The sequence below is a fragment of the Candidatus Blochmannia vicinus genome (assembly GCA_030020825.1).
In the GTDB taxonomy this organism is placed as follows: Bacteria; Pseudomonadota; Gammaproteobacteria; order Enterobacterales; family Enterobacteriaceae; genus Blochmanniella; species Blochmanniella vicinus_A.
Map to the genome: position 1 here is coordinate 228,347 of CP125213.1, position 22,812 is coordinate 251,158.

Here is a 22,812-nt window from a genome sequence, read left to right on the forward strand (position 1 = left end):
TTATTCTCTATATGATTGATAATAATTATCTTTTTTTAGTATCTTTACTATGTATTATTTCATTAATGTAGCGAATACCTTTTCCCTTAAAAGGTTCAGGAGGACGAAGTGATCTTAAATCTGCTGCAATTTGCCCAACAATTTGCTTATTTATCCCTGTTATAATAATTTCGGTTTGGCTTGGACATGTCGCTGTAATTTCTACAGGTAATGTATAATTAATAGAATGAGAAAATCCTATAGTTAGGTTTATTATATTATTTTTAATAGCTATACGATAACCTATCCCTATTAATTGCAATTTTTTAGTGAACCCTGTTGTAACACCAGTAATCATACTATTAATTAATGCGCTCGTTGTTCCGATTAATGCTTTATTTTTATTATTAACATTTTCGGTGGTATATACCACTAGTTTTTTTTCATCATGTAATTGCACATCAATTGATTTATGTAATTTTAAAGTTAATGTACCAAGTATACCTGTAACATAAATGCAACGGTCTTGTAGTTTTATTGTTGTTGTATTTTTAGGAATAAGAATGATTGTTTTATATATATGTGGCGTATAAATATGTTTAGCATCAGGATACATAACATATAATCTCCCCACCAACATTAAGCTGACGAGCTTTATTATCTGTAATTATACCTTTAGAAGTAGAAATAATAACAATTCCCATTCCAGACATTACTTGAGGTAATTCTTTTCTCTTTCTATAGATACGTAATCCAGGGCGACTAATACGCTGTATAGTATCTATGACAGGTTTCCTTTTTTGATAATATTTTAGAAATATTTCTAAAATAGGTTTAACATTATTTTTAATATTATATTTCTTTATAAATCCTTCTTCTGCTAATACATTAGCAATCGCTATCTTCATTGTGGAAGATGGGGTGCAAATTTTTTCTTTTTTAGAAATTTGCCCATTACGTATAGTAGTTAACATTTCTGCAATCGAATCTTGCATGCTCATTGTGTAGGACTCCGACAGTAAATAATTAGTTACCAACTAGCTTTTCTTAAACCAGGTATTTCTCCGCGCATGGCAGCTTCACGTAACTTCATACGACTTAATCCAAATTTTCTTAAAAAAGCATGAGGACGTCCAGTGTGACGACAACGATTACGTCGTCTAGATGGGCTAGAATCGCGTGGTAAAGTCTGTAATTTCAAAACAGCGTTCCAACGTTCTTTGTTAGAAACACGTTGATTAACGATGATTTTTTTTAGAGAAATCCGTTGTGTATAATATTTATTAACTAACTTTAAACGTTTTATTTCGCGCGCTTTTACGGATTCTTTAGTCATGCTTTAACTCTCCTATTTGAAGGGATAGGATACGATTGTTTTCTAAATGGAAAACGACAAGCGGATAACAAAGCATGTGCTTCATTATCAGAAATAGCATTCGTAGTTATAGTGATATCCATTCCTCGCACGTCATCAACAGTATCATAATCAATCTCAGGAAAGATAATTTGCTCACGTATTCCAATGCTGTAATTACCATGGCCATCAAAAGATTTAATAGATAAACCTCTAAAATCACGAATACGAGGCATAGCAATAGAAATGAATCTCTCAACAAATTCCCACATACGTGTTCCTCGTAAAGTTACTTTACATCCAATTGGCTGGCCTTGCCGAATTTTAAAACTAGAAATAGATTTACGTGCTTTAGTTACAATTGGTTTTTGTCCTGAAATTTTCATTAAATCTTCTGTTGCTTTTTCTAAAAAAATTTTATTGGTAATAGATTTTCCCACTCCCATATTAATAGTAATTTTTTTAATTGTAGGAACTTGCATAACAGATTGGTACTTAAATTTTTGCATTAAACTTTGTATTACATTATTTTTATAATAGTCATATAAATTAGTCATATATTGTTCCAGCTACTTAATTACGTCTCCATTAGACTTAAAAATTCGTATTTTTTTACCATTTTTTATTTTAAATCCTACACGATCTGCTTTATTTAAAGTAGCATTAAATATTGCAATATTAGATAAATCGACAGACGCTTCCTTTTCAATAATGCCTCCTGGTTGATTTTTGTTTGGGATGGGTTTTTGATGTTTTTTTACTAAATTTATTCCTGTTACTATAGCTCTATTTTTATCATAAAAAATGTGCTTTACTTTTCCTTTTTTTCCTTTATCTTTTCCACTTAATACGATAACTTCATCATTACATTTAATTTTAGCGGCTGCCATTATAACAATCTCCATCAAAGTACTTCGGGAGCTAAAGAAATAATCTTCATAAATTTCTCGTTACGTAATTCACGAGTTACTGGTCCAAAAATACGAGTGCCTACAGGTTGAGCACTTGTATCATGTAGCAATACGCAGGCATTATTATCGAATCTGATAATAGATCCATCTGAACGACGCACGCCTTTTTTTGTACGAACCACAACAGCTTTTAGTACATCACCTTTCTTTACTTTAGCACGCGGTACGGCTTCCTTGATAGCAACTTTAATAACGTCACCGATATTAGCATAACGACGACCAGATCCTCCTAACACTTTAATACACATTACATATCGCGCTCCAGAGTTATCAGCAACATTTAAAATAGTACGTTCTTGAATCACACAAAACTCCATAATAATTATAATAATAATTAATTGACATTTTTAAAAGATATATATCTTAAAATCTATTACATTAGTTATATTAAACAATTTATCATGAATTATATATTATATTTTGTTTAAAAAAAATCTGATTTTTTGATAATAGAAGTTAGTATCCAAGATTTTGTTTTAGAAATGGGACGACATTCTTTCATTGAAATGATGTCTCCAATATTAGTTTCATTATTAGGGTCGTGTACATGTAATTTAGTGGTGCGTTTAATAAACTTTTCATATGTTGAATGTTTAATTAAACGTTCAACAGAAACAACAGCAGATTTGTTCATTTTATTACTAATTACGCGACCTATTAGGACACGAATCCTATCAACCATGAAATATCCTCCTTTTTATATGTTTTTATTATTAGATAAGTAATATTTAATAGATGCTATATTACGACGCACTTTTTTTAATAAATGCAATTGTTTTAATTGCCCTGCTTTTGCCTGTATACGTAAGTTAAAATATTCACGTAATACTTTTATTAGTTCTGCTTTAAACGAAGTAATAACATTCTCCTGCTTTTTTTGATTTAATGGTTTTATTATTTTATTCATTATATTCCTATTAAAGTGGTTTTAATCGGTAATTTTGAAGCACCTAACTTAAAAGCACTATATGCTAATTCTTTTGGTACTCCGTTTATTTCATATAAAATTTTCCCTGGTTGTATTAACGTTACCCAATATTCTACATTACCTTTTCCTTTTCCCATTCGTACTTCGAGAGGTTTTTTAGTGATAGGCTTGTCTGGGAAAACACGAATCCATATTTGTCCTTGACGCTTTATAGCACGACTTATAGCACGTCGTGCAGCTTCAATTTGACAAGATTTTAATCGTCCACGACTAGTAGCTTTTAAAGCAAATTTTCCAAAACTGATACTGTCATTTGTTATTATTCCTCGATTACGTCCTTTATGCATTTTACGAAACTTTGTGTTTTTTGGTTGCAGCAACATCCTATTACTATCCTTTATGTGTGATTTTTATGTTTTTTTTAGTTGATTGATTAATTGATTGATTTGAGTAGTCTGTTTTAGTGGATAATATATCTCCTAAAATTTCGCCCTTAAACACCCATACTTTAATTCCAATCACCCCATATGTAGTCTGTGCCTCTGCAAGACTATAATCAATGTCAGCACGAAAAGTATGTAACGGAACACGTCCTTCTCTATACCATTCGGTACGAGCAATTTCAGCACCGCTTAATCTACCACTTATTTCTACTTTAATTCCTTTTGCTCCTAAACGCATAGCGCTTTGTACAACCCGTTTCATTGCCCGTCTAAATATTATTCTACGTTCTAATTGAGACGCTATATTATCTGCTAATAGTTTAGCATCTAATTCTGGTTTACGAACTTCAGCAATATTTAGTTGTGTTGGAACGCCAGAAATTTTTGCTATGTTCTTACGTAATTTTTCAATATCCTCTCCTTTCTTTCCAATTATGAGTCCAGGTCTAGCTGTATAAACAGTCACTCTTATGCTTTTAGCAGGACGCTCAATAATTATACGAGATACTGAAGCTTTTGAGAGTTTTTTTGATAAAAACTGACGCACTGAAAAATCGCTTCCTAAGTTATCAGAAAAATCTTTATTATTTGCATACCAAGTGGAATGCCATGTTTTGGTGATACCCAACCGTATTCCATTTGGATGTACCTTTTGACCCATTTGTAATACTCCATCCGTTTAAATATATTTTTAATTAGATACCATTATGGTGAGATGACTTGTGCGTTTCATAATTTTATCTGATCGTCCTTTAGCACGCGGCATGATTCTTTTAATAGTCGGTCCATTGTCAACAAAAATTTTAATAATTTTTAAATTATTAAAATTTAAACCATCATTATGTTCTGCATTAGCAATAGCAGATTCTAAGGTCTTTTTGACTAATTTTGCAGATTTCTTGTTGGTATATTCTAAAATATCAAGTGCCTGAGATACTTTTTTCCCTCGGATCATATTAATTATTAAACGAATCTTTTGAGCAGAAGAACGCATATAACGGCATCTAGCAATTGTTTGCATACCATATTATCTCCTATAGTAAATCTTATTTAAAGATCATTATTATTTTTTAATGATGGTTTTTGTTTTCTTATCAACTGAATGTCCACGATACGTACGAGTTGGAGCAAATTCACCTAATTTATGCCCAACCATTTCATCTAAAATAAATATAGGTATATGTTTACGTCCATTGTGTATCGATATAGTTAAACCAATCATTCTTGGAAATATTGTTGATCGCCGTGACCAAGTCCTAATAGGTTTTTTATCACCTATTTCTATTGCTTTTTCTACTTTTTTCAGAAGATGCAGATCTACAAATGGACCCTTTTTAATGGAACGAGGCATAAATTTTTCCTAAATCTTTAAATTATTATTTTTTTCTATGAGATAATATAAATCTATTGGTACGTTTATTACTACGTGTTTTTTTTCCTTTGGTTTGTATTCCCCAAGGAGATACAGGATGTTTTCCAAAATTTTTACCTTCTCCACCTCCATGAGGGTGATCAATTGGATTCATTGCTGTGCCACGTACAGTAGGACGAGTGCCACGCCATCTGTTGGCCCCAGCTTTACCTAACATACGTAACATATGTTCAGAATTACCAACTTCCCCTATAGTTGCTCGGCATTTGCAATGAATTTTACGTATTTCTCCAGATCGTAGTCTAAGAATCATGTATTCTCCATCTCGGGCTACAATTTGTATATAGGACCCTGCAGAACGTGCTAATTGACCGCCTTTTCCTATTTTCATTTCTACATTATGAATAGAAGATCCAATAGGAATATTACTAAGAGGTAAAGAATTTCCTGGTGTTATCGGAACATTTAATCCAGAACTAATAACATCTCCTATTTTTATATTTTTTGGTGCTAAAATATAACGACGTTCTCCGTCTTTATATAAAATTAATGCTATGTTTGCTGAACGATTTGGATCATATTCTAAATGTTTTATTATGGCTGTAATCCCATCTTTATTACGTTTAAAATCAATTATTCGGTAACGTTTTTTATGCCCTCCTCCAATATGGCGTACAGTAATACGACCATAGTTATTACGCCCACCTGATTTATTAATTTTATTAGATAACAACGCAGAGCAAGGATTTCCTTTATATAAATCAAAATTAACTAATTTACTAACATGTCTTCTACCTGGGGAGGTTGGGTTGCATTTTACAATAGGCATTTTTTTTAAATTTCCATGTTTATCTATTCTATTGTATTTATAAAATCTATCTTTTGATTTTTTTCTAAAGCAATATACGCTTTTTTCCAGTTACTACGACGACCAATATTATTAGCTGTACCTTTAGATTTTCCTGTGACAATCACAGTGTTAATATTATTTGTTTTTATAGAAAACAGCATATTTATAGCATTTTTAATGTCTGTTTTAGTTGCAAACCTTGCTACTTTAAAAACAAAAGTATTATATTTTTCTGATTGAATGGATGTTTTCTCAGAAACGTGGGTAGATTTTAATATTTTTAATAAACGTTCTTGATAAATCATATCAACTGTTTCTCAATTTTTTTTATAGTAGTATCAGTAATTAAAGTGGTATTAAAATTTATTAAACTCACTGGGTCTATATGCGTCGCAGTACGTATTTCAATTTTGTAAATATTACGTGATGCCAAAAGTAAGTTTTTATCTAAAAAATCAGTAAAAATTAATATACTTTTCTTTGGTGCTATTATTTGTAATTTTTCTAACAGTAATTTAGTTTTTGGTTTTTCTATAAACAGATTTTTTATTAAGAATAAACGATCATCACGAACTAATTTAGATAAAATACTTCTTATTGCTCCTCGATACATTTTTTTATTTATTTTTTGGTTATATAATTTAGGTTTAGCTGCAAAGGTTACTCCTCCAGATCGCCAAATAGGGCTTTTTATTGATCCAGCTCGTGCTTTTCCGGTTCCTTTTTGGCGCCAAGGTTTTTTATTAGAACCTGAAACTTCTGAGCGTCCTTTTTGAGATCTTGTTCCTTGACGAGAATTAGTTAAGTAAGCAGAAATAACTTGATGTATTAATGCTGGATTAAAAGGACATCCAAAAATTTCATCAGATACAGAAAATTTAGTTGAATCTGATATATTTATATCAGTTGTAAAGTCCTTAATTTTTAATTCCATTTACATTTTCTCTTTAATATTGTACTTTAGTGGATTTTTTAATAGCTAAATTACCACCAATTATTCCCGGAACAGCACCTTTAACTAGTAATAAATTTTGTTTCACATCAACGCTTATAATATCTAAATTTTGTACTGTAACTCTGTAGTTTCCTAATTGTCCCGCCATTTTTTTACCTTTAAATACCTTACCAGGAGTTTGATTTTGTCCAATAGACCCAGGAGCTCTATGTGATAAAGAGTTTCCATGACTTGCATCTTGCATATGAAAATTCCAACGTTTTATTGTACCTGCAAATCCTTTTCCTTTGGATATGCCTGTGATATCAACTTTTCTAACATCTATAAAAATCTGTATAGTGATGATATCTCCTACTGATATTTTTGTTCTGTCCTCGCAGTTAAATTCCCATAAACCACGACCAGGATTAATTCCTGATTTTAACATATGCCCTATTTCTGGCTTATTAACATGTTTAATATTTTTAATACCAGTGGTGACTTGCACTGCGCAATATCCATCGTTTTGTACATTTTTTATTTGTGTTACACGATTAGGTGCAATTTCAATCATGGTCACAGGAATAGACAAGCCATCTTCATTGAATAGTCTAGTCATACCCAATTTTTTACCAATTAAACCTTTCATTATTATGGATATAACCTCTTTTTATTTTAAAACTAAATATTTTTATATATTTTATGTATATAAAAACTATATATAATTATTTTAACCGAGACTAATTTGTACATCTACTCCCGCCGCTAAATCTAAACGCATCAAAGCATCTACCGTTTTATCAGTAGGCTCAACAATATCTATTAAACGTTTATGAGTTCGTATTTCATATTGGTCTCTTGCATCTTTATTAACATGCGGAGAAATTAAAACAGTGAACCTTTCTTTTTTAGTGGGTAATGGGATAGGCCCATGTACTTGAGCGCCGGTACGTTTGGCAGTTTCTACTATTTCTACAGTTGATCTATCTATTAATCGATGATCGAATGCTTTCAAACGAATGCGTATTCTTTGATTCTGCATATCTAAATATATAGCTCCAAAAATTAATTATTCATGAACAAATTTTTATATAATCTTTAATACTGTTTAGTCTTCTAGTTTAGAATTGATAGCTAAAATATTTTTGTGTCACTACACTTAATATGCAAAATTGTATTTTATATTTAGTGTAATACAGTAATTAATTATATTCTATTTTTTATGAGAGAAATACTATGTAATCTTAGTGTACCAGTAAGCACATAAAAAACAAGATCAATTTAGAACAAAAGTTTTTTAAAGCATTTTTAATAATTTTTAAAGGTTATATAAATATTTATAAAATATTTTAAAAAATAAAAAATCATTTGTGTAATTGGGATTGTATGTAATTATGCATACCGATTTTTTCCATGAGATTTAATTCTGTTTCTAAAAAATCAATATGTTTTTCTTCATCGTTAAGAATTTGTATCATTATATCTTTAGATATGTAATCCTGTACTGAATCAGCATATTTGATACTCTTACGCAAATTGTCAACACTATGATATTCCAAACTAAGATCAGCATGTAAAATATCTTCAATATTTTTATTAATATTTAAGGAGTCGAATTTTCTTAAAGTAGGCATATTTTCTAAGAATAAGATACGTTTTGTATAAAGGTCTGCATGATCTAATTCATCCATACATTCTTGATATTCTATATCATTAAGGCGTTTTAACCCCCAATTCTTAAAAATTTTAGCATGTAAGAAATATTGGTTTACAGCCATTAGTTCATCGCTCAGTAAGTTATTAAGATGCATGATAAGATGATTATCTCCTTTCATAGAATCTCCTAAATGGTGTTTTTAGTTTTTGTATGTATATATTCTAGAATTAAAATTATTTATTATGTTTAGATCATCTTTTATTATAAAATCGTTAATTTTTTTACAGGAAAATTTATATAAATGCTGATAAGCAGATTCGAACTGCTGACCTCACCCTTACCAAGGGTGTGCTCTACCTTCTGAGCTATATCAGCATAATTCAGTTACATTATATAAAGTGGACAGTGGGAATCGAACCCACATCATCAACTTGGAAGGTTGAGGTAATAACCATTATACAATGCCCACTATATAACAATAATAAAATTAATGCATAATGATTAAATGATGGGGGAAGGATTTGAACCTTCGAAGTCTACGACGACAGATTTACAGTCTGCTCCCTTTAGCCACTCGGGAACCCCATCATAATTCCATAGATGCCGGCAAAAGGATTCGAACCTTTGATCTACTGATTACAAATCAGTTGCTCTTCCTATTGAGCTACACCGGCATCATATTAATTATTGTTTAAAAACGAGTATTATTCTAATTTGATGAACATGTACTTAAAAGCTCAATTATACTATCTTATTTAAGATAATTAAAGTGTTTAAAACATTTTTTTAAAAATAGGTTTTTATTTTAAAGACATAAATTATAATTATGTATTATAACATTTCAACTACAATATTTAATTATATAAAATATATATAAATATATTTTATATAATAGAAACAATATGTTACATGTTTCGTCTATACCATTTTTAACTTTTAATCGTAAAGAATGGGCATCTTTTCGAGATAATATGCCATTGATATTATCTCGAAAAGAAATTCTAAATTTAAGAGGTATAAATGATAATCTTTCTATAAATGAAGTAGTAGAAATTTATTTACCGTTATCTAGATTGCTTAATTTATATATTCATTCAAATATAAGACGACAAAATGTTTTAGAGCAATTTTTGAACACTCAAAAGCAACGTATACCATATGTTATTAGTATTGCTGGTAGCGTTTCTGCAGGGAAAAGTACTACAGCCAGAGTATTACAAGCACTGTTGAGTAAATGGCCTGAACACCGTATTGTAGAATTAGTAACAACTGATGGATTTTTGTATTCTAATAAAATATTAAAAAAACGGCACTTAATGAAAAAAAAAGGTTTTCCACAATCTTATGATATGGCTAATTTGGTAAATTTTATTTCAAAAATTAAGTCCGGAAAGGTACGATCAATGACAATTCCTGTATACTCTCATGTAAAATATGACATTATTCCCAATGTTCAACAAATAATTTATAAACCAGATATTCTTATTTTGGAAGGATTAAATGTTTTACAAACTAACTACGATTATAATTACAGTTTACCTTGTGTTTTTGTGTCCGATTTTGTTGATTTTTCTATTTATGTTGATGCTCCAGAACATTTACTACAAGAATGGTATGTTGATAGGTTTGTAAAATTTTGTTGCACTACTTTTTATTATCCTGATTCTTATTTTTATCGTTATACTCACTTATCTAAAAAAAAAGTAATTTCTATAGCTTCGAAATTATGGACTAAAATAAATGGGCTTAATTTACAAAAAAATATTCTACCTACTCGCGAACGAGCAAATTTGATTTTGCATAAAGGTATTAACCATACAGTAGATAATGTTCGGTTGAGAAAATAACAACAATTAAAAAAATAATAATTTTATTTTTCTGTAATTATTATTAATAAAAATAGTGTTTATTATGGAAATAATTCAGATGTATCATCTTTATGATATGATTACTATTTATTTAGTGGGAAACCTTTAATAAAATTTGAATTTTAAGATAGACAAACAGAGGTATTATCTCCTGAATAATGTCCTGTTAAATCAGATTGATCCACTATTAATGCTCCATGCATGTTTATTCCAAGAGCTGTACCGTGTATTATATGCTCACCAATCAACAATGTTACTGGTTTATTATATAAATAATCAAAAATTTTCCAGTAAGAAAAAAATGGATCAAATCCAAAACGTATAAAATCTTTTAATTTCTTATGTAATGTATTAATAAGCGTTGCTACTAAAATATTTCGATCAGGCATAATTCCAATATCTTTTAAAGTAATCCAATTTTTGCCAATTTGATTATTCAATGTTATGCTGGTGCGCATAGATAAGTTAATACCAATGCCTATTATTATATGAGCGATGTTATCAGTTCGTTTTATAATTTCAATTAAAATCCCTGCTAATTTTTTACCATAGATATATAAATCATTAGGCCATTTAATTTTAATTTGAGATGCACCTAAATTCTTTAATATGCTTGCTACAACAATACTTATCATTATACTAAGCTCAGTAATTGTCGGTGGGATCTTATCTAATGCCCAATAAATAGATAAGCAAATACTTTCTCCAAAAGGTGCTGCAATCCAGATTTTTCCTCGCCTTCCTCTTCCTTGCGTTTGATGTTCTGCAACACAAGCATCACCGGATCTTATATATGGAATATTATCTATTATATATTGGTTTGTTGAATGCACTTCTTTTAACACAATTACTTTTCCTTCGCGTAATTGTGTTAAAATCCTAAATTCATTTAAGAAAGGAGAATATGTGACAAAACTATTATTGTCGTTAGACCTTAACAAAATTTTCAAATTTCCAAAAAAATTGATATTTATATTGTGATATTTTTAAATTTTTATAACCTTAGATTAATTGATAAATTTTATATATAATAAAAATTATAAAAACATATGTAATCTTAAGTTTTTAACTAACATAAATACGTGCATTATTTATTATATAAACAGTTTTTTTGGATTTATCTCTCCATAATTACCAATTAATCTAACTTCAGGTTGCAGATAAATATTAAATTTATCTGCAACCTGCTTATATATAAAAAGAGCTAATGCTGCAATTTCAGTTCCAGTAGCTATTTTTCTGGGATTAATCAATACTAATGATTGTTTAGAATGTATCGCTGCTTCTCCAAACACACAACCTTTTAACTGACAACGTTCTATTAACCACCCTGCTGATAATTTTATTTTTCCGTCTCTTTGAGAATAATAAGGCATATTTGGATAAATTTGAAATAAACAACGTGCTATGCTAATATCTACTATTGGATTTTTAAAAAAACTACCAGCATTTCCTACTAAAATAGGATCTGGTAATTTTTTTTGTCTAATTATATTAATAAAATTAAAAACTTGACGAGGCGTAACGCGATTTCTATTTAAATGGATTAATTCATGATAATCTAGTACAGGTTTCCATTTTTTATTTAATTTTAACCCTACGGATACAATAGCATATTTTTTTAAACAATTTCTAAAAATACTGTCTCTATATTGAAAATTACATTCAGCATGAAAGAAACGAATTTTTTTTTCATTATATAAATCTATAACATCTACATACTCACATATTTGAGATAGCTCAACGCCATAAGCTCCAATGTTTTGAATTGGAGCAGCTCCTACATATCCTGGAATGTATGCTAAATTTTCTAAACCTGGTATATTTTTATTCATGGTATAAGTTACTAATTCATGCCATTTTTCTCCAGCTCCAACGTGAAGTCTCCATACCATTTTATTTTCAGTAACAAAAATTCCTTTTATCCTATTTAATAATATTGTTCCAATATAGTTTTCTAAAAATAAGATATTACTTCCGCCTCCTAAAATTAAAACAGGGTTTCCTTTATTATAGGCTTTCTTCCAAAACCTTAATAAAGCACATTCATTATGCGCAGTTACCACATGTTTAGCAAATACGTTAATTGAAAAAGTATTTAATAATTTTAATTGAATATAATGCTTCATATATTTATTTTTTAATAAAAATATCAGATACGTATTATTTTATGAATATAAAAAATTTATTTTGAGTAAATAATTTTAAATAAAGTTTATTACACTTAATCATCATATATTCTGATATATATATATTTATTTTTTATCGAACTTTATAGAATATTAATTCTAATGTTTTTACCATTATAAAGATAATTTAGTATATTTTGATATGAATACACAACATATCTCACTATTTGATATGACATTTATATAAATTAATATGATAATTTTCACATGTATAATTAATTAGCTACATACAAATAATAACTAAATACTAATAATTAAAAATAAACTTAAATTTACACTAAGATAATTATATTTTTTAATAATTTTATTCAATAATACTTGGGTAGTTGTATATTTTAAATTAATTATAAATTATTGAATAAAAACAATTGCATTATTTACAACATCTAAGGTAATATTTTTACCTGGTAATAATTCTCCGGATAAAATTTTTTGAGATAATTTATTTTCAATATGTTGTTGTATAGCGCGTTTTAATGGGCGAGCACCGTATTTTGGATCAAATCCAACTTTTGATAAAAACACTAAGACTTTATTAGCAATATTAGTATTAGGATATCCTTTTTCTTCTAAACGATCACATAAATGTTGTAACTGAATTTTAGCAATTTTGATCAGATGTTCAGAACTTAATGGATGAAACACTACAATTTCATCTATCCTGTTCACAAATTCTGGTCGAAAATTTAGATTAACTATATCTAATACTGTGGTTTTTATTTCTTGATAATTTATAGTTCTGAATCTTTTTTGAATTAAATCTGATCCTAAATTAGATGTCATGATGACCACAGTATTACTAAAATTTACTGTCCGTCCATGTCCATCTGTTAATCGCCCGTCATCTAATACTTGTAGTAATACATTGAAAATTTCTACATGTGCTTTTTCTATTTCGTCTAATAAAATAATAGAATATGGACGACGGCGTATTGCTTCAGTCAAATATCCTCCTGATTCATACCCAACATAACCAGGAGGAGCTCCTAACAATTTTGATACAGAATGTTTTTCCATAAATTCAGACATATCAATACGAACTATTGCGTTATTAGTATCAAAAAGAAATATAGATAATGCTTTACATAATTCAGTTTTTCCTACTCCAGTAGGTCCTAAAAACATAAATGAACCGATTGGACGTTTAAGATCAGATAATCCAGAACGACTCCGACGAATAGCGTTAGATACTGCTTGTACTGCTTCATGTTGTCCAATAACTAACTGATGTAAAGCATGTTCCATATTTAATAATTTATCTTTTTCACTGGCTAACATCCTAGAAACAGGAATGCCAGTCCATCTAGACAATACTTCAGCAATTTCTATATCAGTAACACAGTTTCGTAGAAGACGTATTTTTTTATTATTATATTGTAATGTTTTTGATAGTTTGTTTTCTAATTCAGGAATTTTACCATACTGCAGTTCAGACATACGATCTAAATCACCAATACGGCGTGCTTGATCAATGGCAATTTTTGCTTGTTCTAAATCAGATTTAATGTTTTGAGCGCTAGATAAGTAAATCTTTTCATTTTTCCACTCTTTTTCAAGAGCAATACAATCTTGTTCTTTTTTCATTAATTCAGTGGTTAATACTTCTAATCGTTTCATACTAGAGTTATCTGATTCTTTTTTTAATGCTTGTTGCTCTAATTTTAACTGTATAATACGTCGTTCTAATCTATCTAATTCTTCTGGTTTAGAATCTATTTGTATGCGAATACTAGAAGCAGCTTCATCAATCAGATCAATAGCTTTATCTGGCAACTGACGATCAGAAATATATCGATATGATAAGGTTGCAGCAGCTACTATTGCTGGATCAGTAATATGAACATTGTGGTGTAATTCGTAACGTTCTTTCAATCCACGAAGAATAGCTATAGTATCTTCAACACTAGGCTCAGTAACAAATATTTTTTGGAAACGTCTTTCTAAAGCTGCATCTTGTTCAATATATTTATTATATTCATCAAGTGTGGTTGCTCCTACACAATGTAATTCACCTCTAGCCAATCTTGGTTTAAGCATATTACTTGCATCCATTGCTCCATCAGTTTTACCGGCTCCAACCATAATATGGAGTTCATCAATAAATAAAATAATATTATCCTTTTCTTTAGATATATCATTTAGTACGTTTCTTAAACGTTCTTCAAATTCTCCTCTATATTTTGATCCTGCTAATAATGCCCCCATATCTAAAGCTAATATACGACTATTTTTTAATCCTTCTGGGACTTCACCATTAATAATGCGTTGTGCTAATCCTTCTATAATAGCAGTTTTTCCTACTCCAGGTTTTCCAATCAGAACAGGATTATTTTTAGTACGTCTCTGTAACACTTGAATAGTACGACGAATTTCTTCGTCTCGACCAATAACAGGATCAAGATTACTTTTTTCTGCAAATTTAGTTATATCTACAGTAAATTTTTGTAATGCTTGACGTTGAGATTCTGCTTGTTGATCGTTAACTAAGCGATTATTACGTATGTAATTTATTGTTTTTTTTATGTTTTCTATAATCACTCCAGATGTTTTTAACAAATCATTTAATATTCCATCAGATTCAATAGCTGCTAAAATAAACATTTCTGATGCAATGAAAGTATCGTTATATTTCTGTGCTAATTTATCACATATATTTAATATTTTAATTAGATCACGTGAACATCGAATATCTCCTCCAATACCTTTCACTTTTGGTAGGCAATTACATGCCTGTTCAACTGATTTAGTTAACTGAGACAGATTAGATCCAGAATGTACTAATAGTTGATATACTGATCCACTTTCTTCTTTTAAAAAAGCAAGCATCACATGAATAGGCTCAACAAATTGATTATCTTTTTTCAGCGCTATAGATTGAGCATCAGAAAGCGCTAATTGAAAATGATGAGTGAAATAATCTAACCGCATAATATCCATCGCCCTTTTATAATAAAATACAATACCAAATAATATTTATTTAGTTAACTTAGACTAAGAACACATGGAGATTAAATACTCAAAATTCAAGTATATAAATTACTAAGAATATGAAACGCGTGTAGATATACTTAAGTATATGTGTACAATTTATTATATGTATGATATGTAGTCATAATTAATTTAATATAATTGTTTTTATGTGATATTGTTATTAGATAGTCAGATTATAGTTTGTAATAAAACAAAGTATTTAAACAAAGTCTATTTTGTAGATAAATGGTATTGTTTAACATATTATTAGTTTTTTCGTAATATATTTATTAATTTTGTTATATCTTTGGGTAAAGGTATAACCCACTTCATTTGCATTTTAGTAACAGGATGATACAGTTTCAGAGTAGTTGCATGTAATGCTTGTCGATTAAAAGTACGCAGATAATCATTAAGTTCATTAGATGCACCTTTAATAGAATAAGTTAATTTTCCATACTTCTGATCTCCTAATAATGGATGATTAATATGAGCCATATGTACACGAATTTGGTGAGTCCTTCCAGTTTCCAGGCGTACTCGAATCCTGGTATGCATACTAAATTCTTCTATGGTAGAATAATGTGTAATAGCAGACTTTCCCATAGGGTTTACCGCCATACGAGTACGATGAACAGCATGTCTTTTAATTGGTTCATCTATGATTCCTTCATTATGGATAAACCTTCCAAAAACTATAGCTTCATATTCTCTAATAATTTTTTTTTTTTAAATAGTTGTAATAAGTGATGATATGCGATAACATTTTTAGCCACAACCATTAAACCAGTAGTATCTTTATCCAAACGTTGAACAATACCTGTTCTAAATACTTTGATAATAGATGGGTATTTATATAATAAAGCATTTGATATAGTACCTGAATAATTACCAGCTCCTGGGTGAACTACCATATTTTTTGCTTTATTTATTACTACAATATCATTGTCTTCGTATACAATCTCAAGAGGGATATTTTGAGGAACTATACTACTATCCTTAATGTTAATAATATTTTTTATTTCAATAAATTCACCGCCCATCATTTTTTTTTTAGGTGTGGTCATTGTTTGATTATTAACATTCACTTTTTTAGAAAGAATCCAACATTTTATTTGAGAACGTGAATGATTTGGCAGTAACTCAGATAGAACACAATCTAATCGTTTCCCAGATTGAGATATTTGTACAACTATAGGTTTTATAGTATAGTACTCAGGTTTCATTATATTAATATGTGGTTGAATTATTAAATTCAATTAAATTTTTGTATGATTTTCCGTTGAAAATAAATTCATTATATGTATATGATCTATTAATATTTACATGCATTATGGAGTATTAATAAATTTTTTATGAAACGTATTCAACTCCATATAATAATTATAATAATTATTAGTACTATTATAACTCCCTATACCATTGCTTCTGATCGAATTGTGAATTATTCTGCTTGTAATCTTTATAAACTTGCTCAAAATAAATTATATAATGCTGATTATAAAGGAGCGATTCAAGATTTATTAAATTTACAAAATTTACGATTATTTGATCCTTGTCCACAACAAATTTATTTAGATTTAATTTATGCTTATTATAAATTAAATGATTTCAAATTAGCAAATAATTATATTAAATGTTTTTTTAAACTATATCCTAATCATAATCATTTTGATTACGTATTATATATGCATGGTGTAGTCAATATGTGCTTAGATGAAGATAATAAGATATTAATAAAATATTTAAATATGAATTGGTTTGATCGTAATCCAACGTATGCGTGTACGGCATTTCATAGTTTTTTAAAACTTATTCACAAATATCCGGATAGTCGATATTTTGCAGATACCTACAGACGCTTAATTTTTCTAAAAAATAGAATAGCTGAGTATGAACTTTCTATTGTTAAATTTTATGCTAAAAGAAATGCTTATATATCAGTGATAGCTCGTGTAGAAAAAATGTTATATCATTTCCCAGATACTCAAGCAACTCGTAAAGCATTGTGTTATATGCAACAAGCTTATCAAAATATATACTTACCAGATCAAGCTGACAAAGTAGCAAAAATTATTGCTGCTAATCCAACATATTGATTCAATATGATGTACGAATAGTATTCATTATATTCTGTATATAGAATGAAATAAATATTTAAAATATATATTAATACAAAGTATTATATAATATTTATGAATTGGATGTTAATTTTGAAAGTATCGTTATAGTGACTGCAATTATTTACAGATACTATCTGTAGATATTAAAATATTACGGTAAATGAGTGTTATTATGATTTACAAATCTATAGTGCATATCGCATTTTTAGGTCCTAAAGGTTCTTATTCGCATATTGCTGCTATGCAATATGCGAATAATCATTTTGATCAAGTAATAGAATATAGTTGTCAAAAATTTAATGATATTTTTACTTTAGTAGAATGTTGTCATGCAGAATATGGTGTAGTTCCTATCGAAAATTCTAATTCTGGATTAATTAATGAAGTATGTGATTTATTACTTAATACCAGATTATTATTAGTAGATGAAATTACTATTCCTATAAATCATTGTATATTAGTTAATAATAATACTGACATAAATAAAATTCAGATAATATATAGTCATCCACAACCTGTTCAACAATGCAGTAGATTTTTAAAACATTTTTCAGCATGGAAAATCGTATTCTGTGAAAGCAGCGCAGCTGCTATGGAAACAGTAGCTAGGTTAAATCAATCTAATTTAGCAGCTTTGGGAAGTATGCAGGGAGGCGCGTTTTATGGGTTACATTCATTGTTGACGTATAACTTATCTAATTATCAGAAAAATACAACTAAATTTATTATTTTAAAAAATACAAATATTGAAGTTATTAATAATTCTATAGCCATAAAAACTACAATCATTATCTCTATTAATCGACAATCAGAAAGGTTGTATGAAATTTTAAAAATATTACAATTTTATAGTATTAAAACAACTTATTTAAAACCACGTTTTTTATCATATAGTAAATCAGACAATATAATTATTATTGAAATGATGGCACATATAAATGATATATATATACAACAGGTTTTAACTGAATTACTAAAAATTTCATCTTCATTAAAAATATTAGGTTGTTATGAATGTACATCAACTGCTAATATAATTAGAAATAGCAATAAAAATAAATTTTAATACTATATTAAATAGTACATTTATATATAAATATTTTTAAATAACGACAATATACGTATTTTTTTATTTGGGACTGTATGCAGTTGTAAAATTATAGACAATTATATATCTGCATTTGACAAACATGGAGATCGCATATTATAATGCATATATATTTTATAAAACAATATCTTAAATTTTAAATAATTAATTTTATATTAGTAAATTGTTAATCTAGAGATAAATATAATTTAAATGAAAATAGTTATAAAATTAGTTAATTTTATTTAGATTATTATTAATTTTTATATATTATTTTTGAATGTGATTAATCTGACGTAATATTTTACGACTTTCTGTAAAAAAAAGATCAGTATATATACCAAGCCAATTTTGAATTTTTTTAAATTGATCAATGAATTCTTGTTTTTTATTTTGTTCTAATAATGTTAGAATTCTGCCTAGTCTCCTATAATAACGTTTGATTAATATTAAATTATTTTCTGAAGTCATTATGATATCTGCATATAATTGTGGATCTTGAGCAAATAACCGTCCTATTGTTATTAACTTTAGTCGAAATATTGGCGAAGAAAAAGATAGTATTTTTTTTAAATCAATGTTTTCTTTTAATAAATAATATCCTGCTATAAAAGTAATAAAATGACATAATCCTTGTGTTAGACTCATATATCGATCATGTTCTGTTATATTGCAAAAATATAATTTTGCGCCCCATAATCGTATTTGTTTTAATAACCATTGATATGCTTCTGGATAACGTCCTTCGCAGCAAATTACTACTTGTTTCACCATGCTGCCATGATCTGGATTAAACATAGGATGTAATCCCAAAACTGGTCCGCTATGCGCAGACAATATAGCATTTAGAGAGATTTTTTTTATAGATGATAAATCTACTATAATACAGTTATGAGGTAAATATGGTAATTTACAAACAACATTAGTAACTAAATGAATAGGAACACTGATTACTACCATTCCAGCATTTGTTAGCATTGATTCTGCATTAGTCCAATCATTTTTATCTAAAATTCGTACTTTATACCCTGATAAAGTTAGCATTTTATAAAAGAACTGTCCCATTTTGCCGTTTCCTCCAATTATAACAATTGGACCTAAATTTGGACATAATGTTTTAAATCCTTTTTCGTTTTCATTGCAATAAGATTCACTTATGATGCGACGTAATATATCTTCTATTAAGTCTGGGGAAATACCTAATTTTATTGCCTCTTTCCTTCGACAGGCTACTATTATTTCTTCTCTATCTTGTGCATAAATAAATAATCCATAACGACTTTTTATCTCTCCTACTTTGGAGACTAAAGAAAGTCGTTCGGATAATAACTTTAATAAATCTTGATCTATTTTATCAATTTTTTTTCGTAAAATATTCAGTTCTTCTATCATGCCATTTCGGCTCCTGATATACGCTTTATAAGAAATGGTTTTAATTCTTTATATAAATCATATAGTAAGTGTTGAGTTGTGTCCCAGTCTATACAAGCATCAGTGACTGATACCCCATACTGTAGTGTAGAAGATGAAGATGATAAATTTATAGATTGATTCCCAGAGTGAATATAACTTTCAATCATTAAACCGATAATAGAACGATTTCCATGTTTAATTTGATCTGAAATAGATTGTGCTACATTAATCTGACGGTGATAATTTTTATTAGAATTTCCATGGCTGCAATCTATCATTAATGCCAATGGTAACAATCCTCCTGATTCTATTATTTTTTTTTCACAGCAGATAACATCTGCTGGATGGTAATTAGGATTTTTTCCTCCGCGTAAAATTATATGAGTATTAGGATTTCCTTTTGTATGTAGTAAACATACTTGACCTAATTGATTAATACTAATATAGCAATGAGGCATCATCGCAGCACGTATTGCGTTAATTGCATTAGAAAAATCACCGTTAGTGCTATTTTTAAATCCTATAGGAGTATTTAATCCAGAAGCTATTTCTCGATGTATTTGAGATTCCACAGTACGTGCTCCGATAGATGACCAACTGAAGAGTTCTCCAATATATTGAGGAATATTTGGATGCAATACTTCAGTAGCAAGTGGTAATCCAATTTTTATTAATTGTACCAGAAGATTTCGAGCAGTTTTTAATCCTAACTCAATATCGTTAGAACCATTTATATACGGATCATTAATTAGGCCTTTCCATCCGATATTAGTACGAGGTTTTTCTAAATATACTCGCATAACAATATATAATTGATCCTGTAAATCTATTGATAGAGTTTTTAATTTATTGGCATAATCGAAAGTAGCGTTAACATCGTGGATAGAGCAAGGACCGCATATTACTAAAAAACGTGGATCACGTCTATGAATAATATTTATAATTACATCTTGAGAATCAAGAATTGTCTGTTGCTCTATATGTGTTATAGGAAACTGTTTTTTTAATTGTTCAGGAGTAATTATTGGGTACATATTGCAAGTATAGATGTTATTATGTTCATTGTTCTGCATATTATTAACCTTAATATAATAAGATGTCATAGTTACGAATCTATAATACTAAATAATCAATTAAAAGTGATGATATGTAACTATATTATGATACACATATAAAACTAATGTAAATATAGTTTTATATTATAATCGTTAATAAATTATTATAAATTGATTAATTGAATTTATTTAATTTTTAATTTATGCGAGGTTCTATTAATAATAAGTTATTATTCTATATGATAAATTATTGCTTTAGTTTAATTAAAATTAAGATTTATGCATGTATGTGCACAGTACATATTATATTACTTTATTTTCAGTATTGTATTATATAGTTGAGTGATTATTAAAATTTCGATCCTAATAATTAAAGTAAATAATAATCATAAGATATTCAATTTAGTAATAAACACTGATATATATGAAATATCTTAATTATTTCATAAGATGAACAATATTTTATGGATTTGTACGTACTTTTACTTTGATACGTGCAGATTTTCCGCTAAGATTACGTAAATAATATAATTTAGCACGACGAACAAAACCAAATCGGTTAATTTTAATCTCTTTAATAATAGGAGAGTGCGTTTGAAAAACGCGTTCTACGCCTTCTCCGCTAGAAATTTTTCTTACAGTAAATGAAGAATGTAATCCACGATTTTTAATAGCGATAATGACACCTTCAAAAGTTTGTAAACGTTTCTTATTGTTTTCTATGACCCATGTATTAACTTCTATCGTATCACCTGCATGTAAATGAGGTACATTTTTTTTTATTTGTTTTTTTTCAAAATTATTTATTAATTCATACATCATGTTATTTCCCTAATTCTTTTTCTTTTAATGATAAAAAGTGCTCATTTTTGAATTCAGCAAGCAACTCTTTTTCTTTATCAGTTAATTGTATATCATTAAGCAAATCTGGTCTTTTGATCCAAGTACGACCTAACGCTTGTTTTTGTCTCCAACGAGCAATATTGTTGTGATTTCCGGATAATAATACTGATGGCACTTTCATTCCTTCAAAAATTTTTGGTCGCGTATAATGTGGACAATCTAATTTTCCTTTATAAAAAGAATCCGATTCCGTTGAATTTTGATTGCCTAGTACACCAGGAATAAGTCTAGCCATAGTATCTATTAATACCATTGCTGCTAATTCTCCTCCACTGAGGATATAATCTCCTATAGACCATTCTTCATCAATTTCTGTTTGAATTAATCTTTCATCAATACCCTGATATCTACCACAAACCAAAATTAGTTTTTGAGACTCGGATGCTAATTTACGCACATGCTGCTGATTTAGTCTCTTTCCTTGAGGAGAAAGATAAATTACTTTAATATTATTCCCTAATTCATTTTTAGCTTTGTTAATTGCATTTCTTAGAGGTTCAAGCATCATTAACATACCCGGCCCTCCTCCATAAGGACGGTCATCTACATTATAGTGTAGATTATGTGCAAATTCTCGTGGGTTCCATAGTGTTATCGAAATAATACCATTTCTAATTGACCGCCCTGTTATTCCATGATTAATAATAGGGTTAAACATTTCTGGAAATAAAGTAATTATACCTAACCACATATTTTATAAGATTTTAATCTCATGA

27 protein-coding genes, 4 tRNA genes and 2 pseudogenes are annotated in these 22,812 nt (G+C 28.6%); 3 read left to right on the plus strand and 30 right to left on the minus strand.

Going from position 1 to position 22,812, the window contains the following annotated elements:
• Positions 1–25: 25 nt before the first annotated feature.
• The 22 genes and pseudogenes from rplF to QMA81_01090 all read right to left on the minus strand — a co-directional run bounded on the left by rplF (position 26) and on the right by QMA81_01090 (position 9,162).
• Entirely contained in the window at positions 26–595 is a 570-nt protein-coding gene (gene rplF / locus QMA81_00985) for a 50S ribosomal protein L6 (GenBank protein WHL24901.1), read from the minus strand.
• Positions 585–980 (minus strand): 30S ribosomal protein S8, encoded by a 396-nt coding sequence (rpsH, locus tag QMA81_00990; protein ID WHL24902.1) that lies wholly within the window; start codon positions 978–980, stop codon positions 585–587. The genes rplF and rpsH overlap by 11 nt, the downstream gene beginning before the upstream one ends.
• Before the next feature lie 29 nt (positions 981–1,009).
• Entirely contained in the window at positions 1,010–1,315 is a 306-nt protein-coding gene (rpsN, locus tag QMA81_00995; protein ID WHL24903.1) for a 30S ribosomal protein S14, read from the minus strand.
• Positions 1,312–1,890: a 50S ribosomal protein L5 gene (rplE, locus tag QMA81_01000; protein ID WHL24904.1), complete on the minus strand. Its 579-nt coding sequence runs from the start codon at positions 1,888–1,890 to the stop codon at positions 1,312–1,314. The genes rpsN and rplE overlap by 4 nt, the downstream gene beginning before the upstream one ends.
• 12 nt (positions 1,891–1,902) lie before the next feature.
• Entirely contained in the window at positions 1,903–2,223 is a 321-nt protein-coding gene (gene rplX, locus QMA81_01005; GenBank protein ID WHL24905.1) for a 50S ribosomal protein L24, read from the minus strand.
• A gap of 14 nt (positions 2,224–2,237) precedes the next feature.
• Positions 2,238–2,609 (minus strand): annotated as a pseudogene (gene rplN, locus QMA81_01010) (50S ribosomal protein L14).
• Between the two features lie 119 nt (positions 2,610–2,728).
• The gene (rpsQ, locus tag QMA81_01015) at positions 2,729–2,986 is read right to left on the minus strand and encodes a 30S ribosomal protein S17 (GenBank protein ID WHL24906.1); all 258 of its coding nucleotides are present in this window, start codon (positions 2,984–2,986) and stop codon (positions 2,729–2,731) included.
• 15 nt (positions 2,987–3,001) lie between these two features.
• Positions 3,002–3,211 carry a 50S ribosomal protein L29 gene (rpmC, locus tag QMA81_01020; GenBank protein WHL24907.1) on the minus strand — a complete coding sequence of 70 codons (210 nt, stop codon included), beginning with the start codon at positions 3,209–3,211 and terminating at the stop codon, positions 3,002–3,004.
• Positions 3,211–3,612, minus strand: a complete 402-nt coding sequence (gene rplP / locus QMA81_01025; protein WHL25298.1) for a 50S ribosomal protein L16 — start codon at positions 3,610–3,612, stop codon at positions 3,211–3,213. Before rplP ends, rpmC begins: the two co-directional genes overlap by 1 nt.
• 10 nt (positions 3,613–3,622) lie before the next feature.
• A complete protein-coding gene (gene rpsC / locus QMA81_01030) occupies positions 3,623–4,336 on the minus strand; it encodes a 30S ribosomal protein S3 (GenBank protein WHL24908.1) in 714 nt (237 codons plus the stop codon).
• A 30-nt stretch (positions 4,337–4,366) separates the two neighbouring features.
• Positions 4,367–4,696, minus strand: coding sequence for a 50S ribosomal protein L22 (gene rplV, locus QMA81_01035; protein ID WHL24909.1), 330 nt, complete (start codon positions 4,694–4,696; stop codon positions 4,367–4,369).
• A gap of 42 nt (positions 4,697–4,738) precedes the next feature.
• On the minus strand, positions 4,739–5,026 hold the full coding sequence (rpsS, locus tag QMA81_01040; GenBank protein ID WHL24910.1) for a 30S ribosomal protein S19: 288 nt from the start codon (positions 5,024–5,026) through the stop codon (positions 4,739–4,741).
• Between the two features lie 25 nt (positions 5,027–5,051).
• The gene (gene rplB / locus QMA81_01045) at positions 5,052–5,876 is read right to left on the minus strand and encodes a 50S ribosomal protein L2 (protein ID WHL24911.1); all 825 of its coding nucleotides are present in this window, start codon (positions 5,874–5,876) and stop codon (positions 5,052–5,054) included.
• Between the two features lie 23 nt (positions 5,877–5,899).
• Positions 5,900–6,202, minus strand: a complete 303-nt coding sequence (rplW, locus tag QMA81_01050) for a 50S ribosomal protein L23 (protein WHL24912.1) — start codon at positions 6,200–6,202, stop codon at positions 5,900–5,902.
• Positions 6,199–6,831 carry a 50S ribosomal protein L4 gene (rplD, locus tag QMA81_01055; GenBank protein WHL24913.1) on the minus strand — a complete coding sequence of 211 codons (633 nt, stop codon included), beginning with the start codon at positions 6,829–6,831 and terminating at the stop codon, positions 6,199–6,201. The genes rplW and rplD overlap by 4 nt, the downstream gene beginning before the upstream one ends.
• Before the next feature lie 13 nt (positions 6,832–6,844).
• Complete coding sequence (gene rplC, locus QMA81_01060) at positions 6,845–7,480, minus strand: 50S ribosomal protein L3 (GenBank protein WHL24914.1); 636 nt, start codon at positions 7,478–7,480, stop codon at positions 6,845–6,847.
• An 81-nt stretch (positions 7,481–7,561) separates the two neighbouring features.
• Complete coding sequence (rpsJ, locus tag QMA81_01065; protein ID WHL24915.1) at positions 7,562–7,873, minus strand: 30S ribosomal protein S10; 312 nt, start codon at positions 7,871–7,873, stop codon at positions 7,562–7,564.
• 322 nt (positions 7,874–8,195) lie between these two features.
• The gene (bfr, locus tag QMA81_01070) at positions 8,196–8,666 is read right to left on the minus strand and encodes a bacterioferritin (protein ID WHL24916.1); all 471 of its coding nucleotides are present in this window, start codon (positions 8,664–8,666) and stop codon (positions 8,196–8,198) included.
• A 124-nt stretch (positions 8,667–8,790) separates the two neighbouring features.
• Positions 8,791–8,863, minus strand: a tRNA-Thr gene (locus tag QMA81_01075).
• Between the two features lie 22 nt (positions 8,864–8,885).
• Positions 8,886–8,957: transfer RNA gene (locus QMA81_01080), tRNA-Gly, on the minus strand.
• Positions 8,958–8,994: 37 nt separating this feature from the next.
• A tRNA-Tyr gene (locus QMA81_01085) sits at positions 8,995–9,076 on the minus strand.
• Between the two features lie 13 nt (positions 9,077–9,089).
• Positions 9,090–9,162: transfer RNA gene (locus tag QMA81_01090), tRNA-Thr, on the minus strand.
• A gap of 228 nt (positions 9,163–9,390) precedes the next feature.
• Here QMA81_01090 and coaA point away from each other — a divergent pair.
• On the plus strand, positions 9,391–10,335 hold the full coding sequence (coaA, locus tag QMA81_01095; protein ID WHL24917.1) for a type I pantothenate kinase: 945 nt from the start codon (positions 9,391–9,393) through the stop codon (positions 10,333–10,335).
• Between the two features lie 143 nt (positions 10,336–10,478).
• Here coaA and QMA81_01100 read toward each other — a convergent pair whose 3' ends face one another.
• The 4 genes and pseudogenes from QMA81_01100 to rluD form a co-directional block, all read right to left on the minus strand.
• On the minus strand, positions 10,479–11,306 hold the full coding sequence (locus QMA81_01100; protein ID WHL24918.1) for a biotin--[acetyl-CoA-carboxylase] ligase: 828 nt from the start codon (positions 11,304–11,306) through the stop codon (positions 10,479–10,481).
• A gap of 144 nt (positions 11,307–11,450) precedes the next feature.
• The gene (gene murB, locus QMA81_01105; GenBank protein WHL24919.1) at positions 11,451–12,485 is read right to left on the minus strand and encodes a UDP-N-acetylmuramate dehydrogenase; all 1,035 of its coding nucleotides are present in this window, start codon (positions 12,483–12,485) and stop codon (positions 11,451–11,453) included.
• A 411-nt stretch (positions 12,486–12,896) separates the two neighbouring features.
• On the minus strand, positions 12,897–15,473 hold the full coding sequence (gene clpB, locus QMA81_01110; protein ID WHL25299.1) for an ATP-dependent chaperone ClpB: 2,577 nt from the start codon (positions 15,471–15,473) through the stop codon (positions 12,897–12,899).
• A gap of 309 nt (positions 15,474–15,782) precedes the next feature.
• Positions 15,783–16,741: pseudogene (gene rluD, locus QMA81_01115) on the minus strand (23S rRNA pseudouridine(1911/1915/1917) synthase RluD).
• Between the two features lie 129 nt (positions 16,742–16,870).
• On the opposite strand from rluD, the gene bamD reads away from it, so the two are divergent.
• On the plus strand, positions 16,871–17,614 hold the full coding sequence (bamD, locus tag QMA81_01120) for an outer membrane protein assembly factor BamD (protein ID WHL24920.1): 744 nt from the start codon (positions 16,871–16,873) through the stop codon (positions 17,612–17,614).
• 196 nt (positions 17,615–17,810) lie between these two features.
• The gene (locus QMA81_01125) at positions 17,811–18,704 is read left to right on the plus strand and encodes a prephenate dehydratase domain-containing protein (protein ID WHL24921.1); all 894 of its coding nucleotides are present in this window, start codon (positions 17,811–17,813) and stop codon (positions 18,702–18,704) included.
• Between the two features lie 291 nt (positions 18,705–18,995).
• Here the strand turns inward: QMA81_01125 and tyrA are convergent, their stop codons facing one another.
• The 4 genes from tyrA to trmD form a co-directional block, all read right to left on the minus strand.
• Entirely contained in the window at positions 18,996–20,117 is a 1,122-nt protein-coding gene (gene tyrA, locus QMA81_01130) for a bifunctional chorismate mutase/prephenate dehydrogenase (protein WHL24922.1), read from the minus strand.
• A complete protein-coding gene (locus tag QMA81_01135) occupies positions 20,114–21,211 on the minus strand; it encodes a 3-deoxy-7-phosphoheptulonate synthase (GenBank protein WHL24923.1) in 1,098 nt (365 codons plus the stop codon). Before QMA81_01135 ends, tyrA begins: the two co-directional genes overlap by 4 nt.
• 444 nt (positions 21,212–21,655) lie before the next feature.
• Positions 21,656–22,012, minus strand: a complete 357-nt coding sequence (rplS, locus tag QMA81_01140; protein WHL25300.1) for a 50S ribosomal protein L19 — start codon at positions 22,010–22,012, stop codon at positions 21,656–21,658.
• 4 nt (positions 22,013–22,016) lie between these two features.
• A complete protein-coding gene (gene trmD, locus QMA81_01145; protein WHL24924.1) occupies positions 22,017–22,787 on the minus strand; it encodes a tRNA (guanosine(37)-N1)-methyltransferase TrmD in 771 nt (256 codons plus the stop codon).
• Positions 22,788–22,812: the final 25 nt, after the last annotated feature.